This is a genomic window from Lactococcus lactis (assembly GCF_029023865.1).
Classification (GTDB): Bacteria; Bacillota; Bacilli; order Lactobacillales; family Streptococcaceae; genus Lactococcus; species Lactococcus lactis.
This window is the reverse complement of record NZ_CP118971.1, coordinates 1-13,250: the sequence shown is the minus strand read 5'-3', so window position 1 is coordinate 13,250 and position 13,250 is coordinate 1. Positions and strand designations below refer to the sequence as shown.

Below are 13,250 nucleotides of genomic sequence, written 5' to 3'. Positions count from 1 at the left end.
AAAAAATGACAGTGATTTATATGCCGAAACAATCGAACGGAACGGAACGGAACAGTTCATAACTTAACAGTTTTGACCTATTTTTAGCATGCTGATGAATAGTGAGGTTAGAGCAGGTCATAAATAAGGGTCATATTTAAAAGCTGAAATTGTACGTTTTAGTCAATTACATACAAGCCTATTTAAGGGCTTTTTCTTTTATCCATGATAATTATTACTAACTCACGTTTAAAATCGCTTAGAATGCAAACTATGAGCTTGTAGGACTATTTAAAGCGTTTAGACTAAACAAAGTAGCCACGACCGTTAGGGAGTTCTTTTTAGTGGATGAACGAACAAAAAATCTCTCGTATTTTGTTTGTTCATCCATGGTTTTAGAAAAAAGAGGGACGATTTCGGAAGAAGAAAATCGTCTCTTTTTTTCTTCTTTTTGTATGACAAAAAGAAAGATCTTTTGCCCATTTTATTTTTATAAAATGGGTAGGTGGCGTTTGCGTAAAGCAAATCGACACAATCCAAAGGGGATAAAAGGGGAAAGTGAAACTTCCCCCTTTTCAAGCCACATTGTAATACAAGAACGAAGTGCTTTGTATTACAATGTGATAGCTTGCAGTATTTATGGGTTTATATTTGCTATTTTGTTATAATAATTGTAACTGAATAGGGCGCAATACTTATTACAAAATCAATGACAAAGGGCAATTGACTAATGAGCGCTGAGGCATTTTATCTTTGAGGAAGTTCTTGATGGATCAGAAAAATGTATCACAAATTGAAACAAAGACTCACTTATTTAAGAGACGCTACTATCATGAAATTTTGTTGTTGCGATAAGCAACTTCTGATACACGTTTTTTAGCCATTACATCACTCGTTTTTAGAGTGATGTGTAAGTGCGCATTGCACTCTTTTTTAACGAAACAAGCCGACCAGCGTTTGAAACTTTTTAGTTTTTCATCATTCTATTTTAAAACGGTCTAAAACTCGATTTAAGCGACTTTAATTCGAGACTGTCTATTTGTTCAAAGGGAGCATTAAGAATGCTTAAACGAGCTTTTAAGTGGGTTTAAATTGATTTTGAGTCGAATAGCTTGTTGTAAGTTGTAAAAAACAAGTTAAACAAAGTATCGGTTTTTCATTTAAGGGTTGTTAGGGCTTGCCCTGACCGTCTGTAAGACGCTTGATTGCATGATATGAGTATTTAGCTAATCAAACAGTTAAAACAGCTTATATGAGCAATTAGAGGGAATCCAATAAATTCCTAAAAGTGGTTTTGATCTTTTCTTTTAGCGAGTGAACGAAGTGAACGCTGCAAGTAAAATGTGAGCGTGGTTTTCGCTCACTCCTTTTTTGATGACTTTGACCTTTATTTTTACATTTTTGAAAAAAATAAAAAAAAAGGCGAAGCCTATATTTATTTTATCTTATATATTTTAATCTTTTATTTCTTTTGCGTGAAAAAAAGTCAGTGTTTCCGCTAGTTACAGAAATTAAACAGTCACAAAAAACTATGTATACAGTCACAAAAAACTATGTATACAGTCACAAAAAACTATGTATACAGTACAATTATATCACAAAATGTACTGTTTGTGATATAATAAAAGCATGAAGAAAAATTCTTTCTGAGGGAATTTCTTCATGCTTAGCCAAAACACGCAGAGGAGCGTATTTATCATGAATAGTATAGCAAAAAAATACCCTTATAACAACTATCAAGACAATGAAAGGACAGTGTGTTCTTTGAAAGAAATTGAGAAACGAAAAATTGTTGAACATAACGACCTGATTACCAGCGTTGCTAAAATGGATAAAACGCCCTTAAAGATTTTTGAGTTGGCAGTGTCTTGTATTGATACGGATAATCCACCAAAGAACAATACCATTTATCTTTCAAAAGCTGAACTCTTTGCTTTTTTTAAGGTGGACGATAGCAACAAACATCATCGTTTTAAAGAAGCGATAGCAAAAGTGCAAGAACAAGCTTTTTTTGAAATCAGAGAAGAAAAAGACAAAGGGTTCAAGTTTAGAAGAATTTTGCCAATACCAGAAGTAGCATGGACGGACTATGACGATAAAGTCATGATTCGTTTTGACCAAGCGATTATGCCATATTTGATTGACTTAAAACAATCTTTCACGCAATACGCTTTATCTGACCTTGTAGAATTAAACAGTAAGTACAGCATTATTCTTTATAAATGGTTATCCATGAACTATAACCAATACGAGCATTATAGCTTTAAAGGGGGACGGAGAGCCGAACAAGTGGAAGCCTACCGCAACCCCTCAATCACAGTCAAAGAATTACGCACTATCACGGATACAGTAAATGAACACAAACATTTCCCCCATTTTGAAAATAGAGTGTTAAAAAAAGGAATTGAAGAAATTAACGCCCATACGTCTTTTAATGTGACCTATGACAAAATCAAAAAAGGGCGTTCAATTGATTCTATTGTCTTTCATATCACGAAGAAACCAGTCGCACGAAATGACTTCTACAAACTGGAAGAACAAGACCCTATTTATTTGCAGGATAAAGCAAATAAAGAACAAGCAGAAGAACTTTTAGCAGGGAAAGCATTAAAAAGTAAATACACGAAACTTTTGTTGGATAATATGCTATTAAGTCCTTATGAAATGACCGATACGTCACTTATGGCAGGATTGCAGGCGCACGTGTACCCTCTCTATGACGAGCTGAAAGCCTTACGAGGGTTGAATGGGGTCAAAGACCACCTCTCTTATGTGAGAGCTAAACAAGAAGCCTATTCAAAACGCAATATAGCTAAGTATCTCAAAAAAGCAATTGAACAATACCTACCAACGGTTAAAAGGCAGGACTTATCATGAGTGAGAATTTAAAAACCATAAAAGAACTTGCGGACGAGTTAGGCGTATCAAAACAGACGATAAGAAATAAAATAGATAAAGATTTTAGAGAAAAGTTTGTTCAAACAATAAAAATTAAAGGTAATAATACCTTAGTAATTAATAACGCAGGGTACTCTTTACTAAAAAAAACACTGCAAAACGATACTGCACAGACTGCAAAAACACTGCAAAATGATACTGCACAGACTAAATTAATATGTTTTTTAGAAGAACAATTAGATAAAAAGGAACAGCAATTATCTGTTAAAGATAAGCAACTAGAAAATAAAGACACTCAAATCTCACAAATGCAAAATTTGTTAGACCAGCAACAGCGTTTAGCCTTACAAGATAAAAAATTACTGGAAGAATACAAAGCAGAAATCAATGACTTAAAAGCCCTTAAAATGCCCCCAGAGGAAACAGAATGCAAACACTTAGACAATCAATATAAAGATGAAGTGAACGCTCTTAAAGAGAAGTTGGAAAATTTGCAGGAACAAATCAAAGATCAAAAAAGGATAGAAGAACAAGAAAAACCAAGAAAATGGTGGGGACTATGGCGAAAATAGATGATTCAGTTAAAAAGAAAGTTCCAGAATTAAGGTTTCCGGGATTTACGGATGATTGGGAAGAGCGTAAGTTAACCGATGTAACTTATAGCTATTCCGGATTAACATATAGTCCAACTGATGTACAAGATAAAGGCACATTCGTTTTACGGTCATCGAATGTAAAAAACGATCAACTTATTGATGCTGACAATGTCTATGTCAATCCTGATGTCGTCAATTCAAATAATGTAAAAGTTGGTGATGTTATTGTAGTTGTACGAAATGGAAGTAGATCTCTAATTGGGAAACACGCTATTGTTACCAAAGAAATGCCTCATACGGTAATCGGAGCATTTATGTCCGCTTTTCGAGGAGAAAATGGGGATTATATTAATGCATTATTGAGTACTAATAATTTTCAAAAAGAAGTTCATAAAAGTTTGGGAGCCACTATCAATCAAATTACAGGAAAAGACTTTTCTATGATGAATTTTCTAACTCCTAAACTTGAAGAACAGAATAAAATCGGTTCATTTTTCAAGCAGCTGGATAACACTATCGCTCTTCATCAGTGTAAGCTAGATCTTCTCAAAGAGCAGAAAAAAGGATTTCTACAAAAAATGTTTGTATAAGCAAGGGAGATTTCTTATGAAACAAGAACAACCAAATTTTACTAGATGTATTAAACAAACGAGTTTTTTTCTATTAGGGATTATGACTCTAAATGTACTAATAAAAGTAATTTTTAATCAAAGTACTTTTCAAGACCTTAAATCGAGTTTTTTAGATTTGGACAATCGAGCACTCGCTATTTTTATCTTTTTAATTACAATATTACTCGGATGGATAATACTATCCCTCATTATTGGAAGTATCTTCTATGTGATCCAAAAGATAAAATATAAAAAAATTGGACATTGAAATAATTTTAACTCGATATAGGGTCTATAATTAGATAATAACCCCTAAGAAATTAAGCAAAAACAGCCCTTATACTTAAAATATATAATTATAGGGGCTGTTTTTTACAAATTTATAAAAAATAAAGCATTTATATAAATGCTTTTCTTTTTGAAATATAACAGAATTTGTAGTTTTAAGATAACTTATCTATCTCAGCTATCTGTATTTTTTCTTCAATTTGAACTAAAATAGATTTTTTGGAAAACTTTGCAACAGAACCATGTAGATTATCCGTGAATAGAACTAACTAATTAAATCACTTTTAACAATATTGGTAGATTTGCTTTAATTAGTTAAAATTTATGTCCTCACATTTTAGTTCCGTGTTGGAATAATATACTGCATTTCAAAGTCTACTACATTCAGATAGTGATTTATTTGTGGTTCTCTAGTATCTTTAAATCCTTGTTTCAAATAAAAATTGTGAGCCGAAGCCCGTGCTGACAAGCTCACTCGATAATATCCTTGCTTACGAAAATCATCAATTGCCCAGCTTAACAAACGCGATCCCAGTCCCTGTTGTTGATGTTGAGCATCAACAGCAAAGGATACTAATCGAACCATATCAGAATCTTTTGGATAACTTGAAAATGTTGCGACTAAAGTATCATTAATCGTAATACCGTAAAACTGATTGTTTTGCTCAACCATCATTTCATCTGATGTAATTAACTTTTTTAGTGGTTTTCTCAAAACAGCATTTCTTAAATCAATATTTTGTTTATAAAGTTGTTTGTTATTTGTTTTAAATTTTTGAAAAATAGGTTCTTTAGTTATCAAATCATATTTCTGCATCACGTTTTGTTTTTTTATTTTTTTCTTCTCAACATTATTCCTCATGTTTATCTCCTGGTATTTTAATAATAATAAAATCTTACACTAATGATTGACGTTAAGTCTAGTTTTTAGAGTAACAAACGTATGGACTATTATCAAATAATTAGACATAAAAAAGAAAAGCGTTAATAATTGTTTTTCTTTTTTTATATTGTGTTCAGAAAATGGTCATTTTCTGAACACTCTTCTTTTCTTATTAAGATTATTAAAATCATTTACTTTTATTGTTCATAAACCCGTAATTTATTCTTTGTTCATTTATATACACATTTCTAAGTTATGATACAATAAATTAAAATGAAGGAAAAAAATGAATATCGGATATGCACGAGTTTCAACTGGACTTCAAATTGCGTTAAAACAAAAATCTATTTAAAACAAGGGGAGTGTACTGAACTTATTATTTATGAAAAAGGTTGAATTAGAAAAGCGCCTTTCAAAAGGTGCTTTTTGTCTTTCTAGTTTGAAAAATATAGTCTATTTTTTTATTCTTCGTAACTCATTATATATACTTACAATCAAGGCTATTACTAATAAGCATTCCCATATTTTACTAAAAATATCTTGCCCATAAAAAATACTGAATACAGAAATAATTAATAGAGGGAATTGCCATAATAGTGACTGTATCCTTACATTTTTTCTTTTCTGTATCGAAATGATTGTAGCAATTAATCCTAATATAAATAATCAACTAGCAATTCGGGTCTTTATTAAATACTAATGATTGCATTAAAAATTGCTTTTTGAGATAATTGCTAAAAAAGAGAGGATTCTCAAATGGATAACAAAGATATAGAGCTGATTCAACAAATGGAAAACAAATATGACACTTTTATGCCAGTCTTAACTAATTTAATTGATAGTGTTGAAAAATTTAACTCAATTTACAATAACTATATTGAATTAAGAAATTTTTATGGTAGTGAAAAATGGTTTGAATATATGGAAATTGAAAAAATCCCAGTAAAATGTGGTGTTTTAACAGAAGACCAATTATTTGATATGATTAGTGATCATAATGAACTTCTTGGAGTATTACTTGACCTAACTTCAAAAATGTACAAAAATTTTTAAAAATATCAAAGATTCAAATATCTTAAAAATGGTGCAGGATACACTACTTGATAGTTTTCGTGCTGGTCGTCGCAACTATACAATTTTCCAAGTTGGGAAAGCGACCTTGTTAAGAGTAAGTGATGTCATGAAATTAAAGAAAACAGATGTCTTTAATCTTGATGGAACAGTCAAACAAACTGCATTTATTCATGATCAAAAAACAGGTAAGGGAAATACGTTATATTTAAAACCTGTCCAACAAGATTTAATGCTTTATCATGCATGGCTAATCCAACAAAACATGAATTCAGAGTGGTTATTTCCTTCAACTTCTCGTCCTGATCGTCCTATTACCGAGAAACAGTTTTATAAGATTATGGCACGAGTTGGTGATCTTTTAGGAATTAACTATCTAGGAACGCATACCATGCGTAAAACAGGCGCTTATCGGGTCTATACCCAGTCAAACTATTATTGGCTTAGTTATGCATTTATTAAACCATTCAAGTGAATCCATGACCTTAACGTATCTTGGATTAGATCAAGCTAGTCGAGAAACGATGTTAGACCAAATTGATTTTGGGTAATGAATGTTTAGAACTTAGTAGTCGTCCAAAAACGACTACTTTTTTTGTTGAATCGTCCTTGGACGATTCGATGCTTTTGACTTGTAAGAACAGGATTGAATGAAGCCATACTGTTCGCATATTTTTAGTGGATGAACAAACAAAATACGAGAGATTTTTTGTTCGTTCATCCATGGTTTTAGGAAAAAGAGGGACGTTTTCGGAAGAAGAAAATCGTCTCTTTTTTTCTTCTTTTTGTATGACAAAAAGAAAGATCTTTTGCCCATTTTATTTTTATAAAATGGGTAGGTGGCGTTTGCGTAAAGCAAATCGACACAATCCAAAGGGGATAAAAGGGGAAAGTGAAACTTCCCCCTTTTCAAGCAACATTGTAATACAAGAACGAAGTGATTTGTATTACAATGTGATAGCTTGCAGTATTTATGGGTTTATATTTTCTATTTTGTTGTGAGGATTGTAACCGAATAGGGCGCAATGCTTATTACAAAATCAATGACAAAGGGCGATTGAGGAATGAGCGCTGAGGCATTTTATCTTTGAGGAAGTTCTTGATGGATCAGAAAAATGTATCACAAATTTAAACAAAGACTCACTCATTCTCATTTAAGAGATGCTACTATCATGAAATTTTGTTGTTGCGATAAGCAACTTCTAATACACGATTTTTAGCCATTACATCACTCGTTTTTAGAGTGATGTGTAAGTGCGCATTGCACTCTTTTTTAACGAAACAAGCCGACCAGCGTTTGAAACTCTTTAGTTTTTCATCATTCTATTTTAAAACGCTCTAAAACTCGATTTAAGCGACTTTAATTCGAAACTGTCTATTTGGTTCAAAGGGAGCATTAAGAATGCTTAAACGAGCTTTTAAGTGGGTTTAAATTGATTTTGAATTGAATAGTTTGTTATAACTTGTAAAAAACAAGTTAAACAAAGTATCGGTTTTCCATTTAAGGGTTGTTTAGGGCTTGCCCTGACCGTCTGTAAGACGCTTGATTGCATGATATGTGTATTTAGCTAATCAAACAGTTAAAACAGCTTATATGAGCAATTAGAGGGAATCCAATAAATTCCTAAAAGTGGTTTTGATCTTTTCTTTTAGCGAGTGAACGAAGTGAACGCTGCAAGTAAAATGTGAGCGTGGTTTTCGCTCACTCCTTTTTTGATGACTTTGACCTTTGGTTTTACATTTTTGAAAAAAATAAAAAATAGGCGAAGCCTATTATATATTTATCATATATATTTTAATCTTTTGTTCTTTTGCGTGGAAAAAAAGTCAGTGTTTTCAAGGTAATTCGAGTTTATAGGTGTAGAAAAAACTGTGTATAGGTGTAGAAAAAACTGTGTATAGGTGTAGAAAAAACTGTGTATAGGTGTAGAAAACATTTGAAATGCTACACTTGTTTTGATATAATAAAAACATGAAGAAAAAACTTTTTGCAGAGCATTTCTTCATGCTTAACCAAAATCACTCACAAAGGAGCAATTACTATGTCTATTATACCAAATAACAATGAATTAAACGAGAAAAAGGTGGTTTATCCCTTGAAAGAAATCGAAAAACGAAAAATCGTGGAACATAACGACCTCATCACATCCGTTGCCAAAATGGATAAAGTTCCTTTAAAAATTTTTGAATTAGCCGTATCTTGTATTGATACGGACAATCCACCCAAAGACCATACGATTTTATTATCAAAGACTGAACTATTTGCTTTTTTTAAAGTATCTGACAACGACAAGCATAGTCGCTTTAAAGAAGCCATTGAAAAAATGCAAAAGCAAGCTTTTTTTCAGATTAAAGAAGTTAAAGGAAAAGGTTATAACATGAAAAGTATTGTTCCTATCCCTTTTGTAGAATGGAATAGCTACAATGACGAAGTAAAAATAGAATTTCATCGTGAAATTATGCCTTATTTGATTGAGCTGAAAGAAAAATTCACGCAATATGCTTTGTCTGACCTTGTAGACTTAAATAGTAAGTACAGCATTATTCTTTATAAATGGTTGTCTATGAATTATAACCAATACGAGCATTACAGCAATAAGGGAGGACGGCGAGCCGAACAAGTGGAAAGCTACCGCAATCCCTCAATATTGGTTAAAGAATTGAGGATAATGTCTGATACCGTTAATGAGTATAAAGACTTTAGAAATTTTGACAAATGGGTGCTAAAAAAACCAATAGAAGAAATTAACAAATATACCTCTTTTAATGTGTCTTATGACAAGATTAAAATAGGACGTTCGATTGATTCTATTGTCTTTCATATCACGAAGAAACCAGTCGCACGAAATGACTTCTACAAGTTGGAAGAACAAGACCCTATTTATTTGCAGGATAAAGCAAATAAAGAACAAGCAGAAGAACTTTTAGCAGGGAAAGCATTAAAAAGTAAATACACGAAACTTTTGTTGGATAATATGCTATTAAGTCCTTATGAAATGACCGATACGTCACTTATGGCAGGATTGCAGGCGCACGTGTACCCTCTCTATGACGAGCTGAAAGCCTTACGAGGGTTGAATGGGGTCAAAGACCACCTCTCTTATGTGAGATCTAAACAAGAAGCCTATTCAAAACGCAATATAGCTAAGTATCTCAAAAAAGCAATTGAACAATACCTGCCAACTGTAAAATTACAAGACCTTGAACAACCAGAACGAGCTAATTATAAAAAGCCTAAACCTAGAACGCTTGAAGAAGTAGCGAAAGACTTTTTACCAGCATATCAGAATACAACGACTGAAAGTGAAAAAGAAGAATTAATACGTTTGAAAGAAGAAATTATTAAAAAGTTACGTGGCGAATGATTAGACTATAGTTGTAGTTATAATTGTAATTAAAGTTATAACATGGTATAGTTGTTATTAGATAAACGAAGGAGGTCAACCTATGGCAAAGATTATAGCGTTTTACAATAATAAAGGTGGGGTTGCGAAAACGACAACAGCCACAAATGTAGCAGGGGTTTTATCGTTACAAAAGAAAAAAGTCTTACTGATTGACGGAGACCCTCAAGGTCATACCAGTTTAACTTTTGGCGTGGATTCAGACGATTTACAAACAACACTAGGTGCTTATCTAAGTAGCAACTGGACAGCAAGCGAAGCCTCTCAATATTTTATTAAAATCAATGATTTTTTAGATGTAATACCTAGCAATCAATCATTATCAGACTTCATTATTCTAACTTCATCAGAAGACCCTAAAATACGAAACAAGCACTTAAAAAACTTCATTAACCCTATCAGAAAAGAGTATGATTATATCATTTTTGATATGGCGCCAGCAGTAGATATTATTTTGGAAAATATCGTAGAAATAGTTGATGATTTAGTTGTTGTCGCAACACCAGAAACTTATGCTGTTAAAAATGCTGAAACCACGTTGAAAATTACAGATGATAAACAAGTAACTGTTCGCCATATTGTACCAACAAAAACACAGATGAATACCAAAACGCATAAATTCATGCTAGAAAACTTACAAGAAGTAGCAGATAGTCACCATATAAATATGACAAAAACATATATACCTAACTTAATTGCCTTTTCAGAAGCCGTATCTATCTATGAATTACCTTTGGCGTTAGTCAATGATAAAAGATATTTAAAAGCACAAGAATATTATCAAAATCTAGTAGAAGAATTGGGGTATTAAGAATATGGCAAAACCAGAATTTAAAAAAGCAGTAGAAGTATCAAAAAAAATAGATGGACTAACTCAACCAAAAAGTTTTTTACAAGAAAGTTCAAAAAACAAAAAATGGGAAGAGTACGAAAAAGAAATTGAGAAACAACAAGCTGAATATGAACAAGTGATTTATTCAGTAGCAATGGAACCAGCACTCAAAGAAGCAATCAAAATAGCAGGAAAAAAGAAAGGCAAACTTCAAGGCGGAGCAAAGGCTGTTATAAGAGAAGCCTTAGTAGAGCATTTCAAGAAGAATAAAGACTACTTTAATTAAAGTTATAACTTTAATTGTAACTATAATTATAGGAAAGAGCAGGTGATATAACATTCGTTGTTATTAAAGTGATTTTTAAAAACAATAACTAAACAATTATTTATCTATTCAATAAGCTTATTGGATATTTTGCTATAATAATCATTATTCAAGTAGAAAAGGAGTGGTTGTATGGAATGGTACGAGAACCGAATTTTATCTTCAAAAAATGGAACTAATCCAATGTTGATAAAAGAATTAAAAGGTGGGTATGCTGTTTTTGGAGATGTACAGTTTTTACCCGGATATTGTGTTTTATTACCAAAAAGAGAAGTGAATTCTTTAAATGACTTACCTTTAGAGGAACGTGAACAGTTTCTTTCTGACATGAGTATTTTGGGAGATGCTATTATACATAGTTGCAATCCTATCAGAGTGAATTATGACATTTTAGGAAATACTGATAACTATTTACATGCTCATGTTTTTCCACGTTTTAAATGGGAAAAAGAAGAACGAAGACGTATGCCTGTGTGGTTGTATGATAGTTCTAACTGGCAAAAAAAGGAAACGGCTTATAATCCTAAACAGCACGATGAAATACGCAATAGCATTCTAGATTATTTAAACAAACATTATTCCTAATAGTTATTTAATCAGGTAACATACCTAACTACAATTACATAAAGTAAAAGGGGAATATGAGTATGGATAGATACCATAGGGCATTTGGAGTTTATGGAATACTTTATAGAAAAAATAAACTTTTAGTTCAAGCAAAAAAGATAAGCCATGAAATATTTATTTTAAGCTCATTAGAGTACACTCTAGTGGGCTTTTTTGTTTTTCTGATATAATAAGATTTGTAAAGGCTCATTAGAGTTTGCCAAAATAGGGAGTGTGATTTATGAGTAAAATTGGTTATGCACGAGTGAGTAGCAAAGAACAAAACCTAGATAGACAATTAGAAGCGTTACAGAGCGTTTCTAAGGTCTTTTCAGATAAAGCAAGCGGACAATCCACCGAACGTCCTCAATTACAAGCCATGCTGGACTATCTGCGTGAGGGGGATATTGTCATTGTAACGGAGTTAGACCGTTTAGGGCGGAACAATAAAGACCTTACAGAGATTATGAATGCCATTCAACAAAAAGGAGCTACGCTGGAAGTCTTAAACTTGCCCTCAATGAATGGGATTGAAGACGAAAATTTGAGACGATTAATTAATAATTTAGTCGTTGAATTATACAAATATCAAGCGGAAAGCGAACGGAAAAGAATTAAGGAAAGGCAGGCACAAGGGATTGAGTTAGCAAAGAAAAAAGGACGATTTACTGGAAGAAAAAGTACCTTTCAAAAAGACGACCCTTTACTACAAAGAGCGTTTAATCTATATCAATCAAAAGAATATACTTTAAAAGAAATTGAACATCATACTAAAATTCCAGTCAGTACACTAAAACGATATTTAACAAAGTATGGTATTAAAAGAAAATAAAAAAATATCCCTAACCAAAAGGCTTGTCAACGGTTTGTGTTGGCAAGTCTTTTGGTTAGGCTTCATTGGTCTGCTCGATGACAGGAGCAGTCAGATTGAAAATCTGAAATATATTCAAATTATTTTCCTAAGGGCGCACTTACATACCATGAAAAATCATGGTATAAAATGCCAATCTTTCAGATTGAACGTGTTGGAAAAACTCGCTTTGCTCATGTAAATAAAAACGTTATAAAGTATTATAGCGAGCTTAGTAAGTGGATATACACTTACGGTAAAAAGGGTTCTATTGCGAAGTCAAAGATTTATACGAAGATGTCTTAAAAGAATTTGAAATTAAGCTCTAATTTTTTTCAAAAAGGGGGATTGGGGGACACCACCAAAAATAAAAATATTCGTCTGAAACGAACAAAAATAAAATTGGAAATTTTAGGTTTTGTGAGTGAAAGATGAATTATTTTTACTGTAAGTGTGTACACACTTGCTAAGTTCACTAAAGACACTAACCCCCTATTTTGAGCTTTTAGAGTTTACAGATATTTGTGAGGTTGACAAGATGAAAATAATTGAAAATCGTGAGAGAAGTATACAGAAAAAATTTCGTGTAAATGAAAAAGAAGACGAAAGAATTAAATTTATGATGAGAAAAACTGGTATCACTAATTTTTCTATTTTTGCAAGGCGAGCTTGTTGCAATAAAGAGATTTTTTCTATTGATTTTTCAGAATATAAAAATATTATTTCTGAAATTTCTGCGACAAAATCTGAACTAAAACGTATCGGAAATAATATCAATCAAATTGCTAAACATTTAAACGAAAATAAAAATAATCAGACAAAAGAATTGATGTCTGATTATCAAAAGCAATTAGAAAATTTGGAAGAAAAAATTCAAAAAGTGGTTCATTATATTTCGGAGGGCTAG

General features: G+C 32.1%; 14 protein-coding genes and 1 pseudogene. 14 read left to right on the top strand and 1 reads right to left on the bottom strand.

Features of this window, described 5'->3' with window-relative positions; all coding sequences use genetic code 11:
- The first annotated feature begins 323 nt into the window (after window positions 1-323).
- From PYW37_RS13250 to PYW37_RS13230, 5 genes are all read left to right on the top strand, one after another.
- Window positions 324-647 (top strand): cytochrome B, encoded by a 324-nt coding sequence (locus PYW37_RS13250; RefSeq protein WP_080671896.1) that lies wholly within the window; start codon window positions 324-326, stop codon window positions 645-647.
- 1,030 nt (window positions 648-1,677) lie between these two features.
- Window positions 1,678-2,856, top strand: coding sequence for a RepB family plasmid replication initiator protein (locus PYW37_RS13245; RefSeq protein ID WP_044009582.1), 1,179 nt, complete (start codon window positions 1,678-1,680; stop codon window positions 2,854-2,856).
- Window positions 2,853-3,449, top strand: coding sequence for a DUF536 domain-containing protein (locus tag PYW37_RS13240; protein ID WP_025017239.1), 597 nt, complete (start codon window positions 2,853-2,855; stop codon window positions 3,447-3,449). Before PYW37_RS13245 ends, PYW37_RS13240 begins: the two co-directional genes overlap by 4 nt.
- A complete protein-coding gene (locus PYW37_RS13235) occupies window positions 3,425-4,063 on the top strand; it encodes a restriction endonuclease subunit S (RefSeq protein WP_236699332.1) in 639 nt (212 codons plus the stop codon). The genes PYW37_RS13240 and PYW37_RS13235 overlap by 25 nt, the downstream gene beginning before the upstream one ends.
- A gap of 16 nt (window positions 4,064-4,079) precedes the next feature.
- A complete protein-coding gene (locus PYW37_RS13230; protein ID WP_017371122.1) occupies window positions 4,080-4,352 on the top strand; it encodes a hypothetical protein in 273 nt (90 codons plus the stop codon).
- A gap of 357 nt (window positions 4,353-4,709) precedes the next feature.
- On the opposite strand, the gene PYW37_RS13225 is transcribed toward PYW37_RS13230, so the two are convergent.
- A complete protein-coding gene (locus PYW37_RS13225) occupies window positions 4,710-5,234 on the bottom strand; it encodes a GNAT family N-acetyltransferase (RefSeq protein WP_153951050.1) in 525 nt (174 codons plus the stop codon).
- Window positions 5,235-6,011: 777 nt separating this feature from the next.
- Between PYW37_RS13225 and PYW37_RS13220 the strand changes: the two genes are divergently transcribed.
- The 9 genes and pseudogenes from PYW37_RS13220 (at window position 6,012) to PYW37_RS13180 (ending at window position 13,250) form a co-directional block, all read left to right on the top strand.
- Entirely contained in the window at window positions 6,012-6,308 is a 297-nt protein-coding gene (locus tag PYW37_RS13220; RefSeq protein WP_003331352.1) for a DUF4298 domain-containing protein, read from the top strand.
- 28 nt (window positions 6,309-6,336) lie between these two features.
- Window positions 6,337-6,877 (top strand): annotated as a pseudogene (locus PYW37_RS13215) (site-specific integrase).
- A gap of 127 nt (window positions 6,878-7,004) precedes the next feature.
- Window positions 7,005-7,328, top strand: coding sequence for a cytochrome B (locus PYW37_RS13210; protein WP_155589879.1), 324 nt, complete (start codon window positions 7,005-7,007; stop codon window positions 7,326-7,328).
- Window positions 7,329-8,368: 1,040 nt separating this feature from the next.
- Window positions 8,369-9,691 (top strand): RepB family plasmid replication initiator protein, encoded by a 1,323-nt coding sequence (locus PYW37_RS13205; protein WP_059232552.1) that lies wholly within the window; start codon window positions 8,369-8,371, stop codon window positions 9,689-9,691.
- Window positions 9,692-9,773: 82 nt separating this feature from the next.
- Window positions 9,774-10,541 carry a ParA family protein gene (locus PYW37_RS13200; protein WP_010783638.1) on the top strand — a complete coding sequence of 256 codons (768 nt, stop codon included), beginning with the start codon at window positions 9,774-9,776 and terminating at the stop codon, window positions 10,539-10,541.
- Between the two features lie 4 nt (window positions 10,542-10,545).
- Entirely contained in the window at window positions 10,546-10,848 is a 303-nt protein-coding gene (locus PYW37_RS13195; RefSeq protein ID WP_025017241.1) for a hypothetical protein, read from the top strand.
- Between the two features lie 171 nt (window positions 10,849-11,019).
- Window positions 11,020-11,472, top strand: coding sequence for an HIT family protein (locus PYW37_RS13190; protein WP_025017242.1), 453 nt, complete (start codon window positions 11,020-11,022; stop codon window positions 11,470-11,472).
- A gap of 262 nt (window positions 11,473-11,734) precedes the next feature.
- Window positions 11,735-12,325, top strand: a complete 591-nt coding sequence (locus PYW37_RS13185) for a recombinase family protein (protein WP_002395662.1) — start codon at window positions 11,735-11,737, stop codon at window positions 12,323-12,325.
- A 556-nt stretch (window positions 12,326-12,881) separates the two neighbouring features.
- A complete protein-coding gene (locus PYW37_RS13180; RefSeq protein WP_025017243.1) occupies window positions 12,882-13,250 on the top strand; it encodes a plasmid mobilization protein in 369 nt (122 codons plus the stop codon).

What these genes read in the sequence shown, in the direction of transcription:
- PYW37_RS13245 (WP_044009582.1), top strand. Translation starts at nt 1,678, where the DNA reads ATGAATAGTATAGCAAAAAAATACCCTTATAACAACTATCAAGACAAT.
- PYW37_RS13240 (WP_025017239.1), top strand. Translation starts at nt 2,853, where the DNA reads ATGAGTGAGAATTTAAAAACCATAAAAGAACTTGCGGACGAGTTAGGC.
- PYW37_RS13235 (WP_236699332.1), top strand. Translation starts at nt 3,425, where the DNA reads ATGGTGGGGACTATGGCGAAAATAGATGATTCAGTTAAAAAGAAAGTT.
- PYW37_RS13230 (WP_017371122.1), top strand. Translation starts at nt 4,080, where the DNA reads ATGAAACAAGAACAACCAAATTTTACTAGATGTATTAAACAAACGAGT.
- PYW37_RS13225 (WP_153951050.1), bottom strand. Translation starts at nt 5,234, where the DNA reads ATGAGGAATAATGTTGAGAAGAAAAAAATAAAAAAACAAAACGTGATG.
- PYW37_RS13220 (WP_003331352.1), top strand. Translation starts at nt 6,012, where the DNA reads ATGGATAACAAAGATATAGAGCTGATTCAACAAATGGAAAACAAATAT.
- PYW37_RS13205 (WP_059232552.1), top strand. Translation starts at nt 8,369, where the DNA reads ATGTCTATTATACCAAATAACAATGAATTAAACGAGAAAAAGGTGGTT.
- PYW37_RS13200 (WP_010783638.1), top strand. Translation starts at nt 9,774, where the DNA reads ATGGCAAAGATTATAGCGTTTTACAATAATAAAGGTGGGGTTGCGAAA.
- PYW37_RS13195 (WP_025017241.1), top strand. Translation starts at nt 10,546, where the DNA reads ATGGCAAAACCAGAATTTAAAAAAGCAGTAGAAGTATCAAAAAAAATA.
- PYW37_RS13190 (WP_025017242.1), top strand. Translation starts at nt 11,020, where the DNA reads ATGGAATGGTACGAGAACCGAATTTTATCTTCAAAAAATGGAACTAAT.
- PYW37_RS13185 (WP_002395662.1), top strand. Translation starts at nt 11,735, where the DNA reads ATGAGTAAAATTGGTTATGCACGAGTGAGTAGCAAAGAACAAAACCTA.
- PYW37_RS13180 (WP_025017243.1), top strand. Translation starts at nt 12,882, where the DNA reads ATGAAAATAATTGAAAATCGTGAGAGAAGTATACAGAAAAAATTTCGT.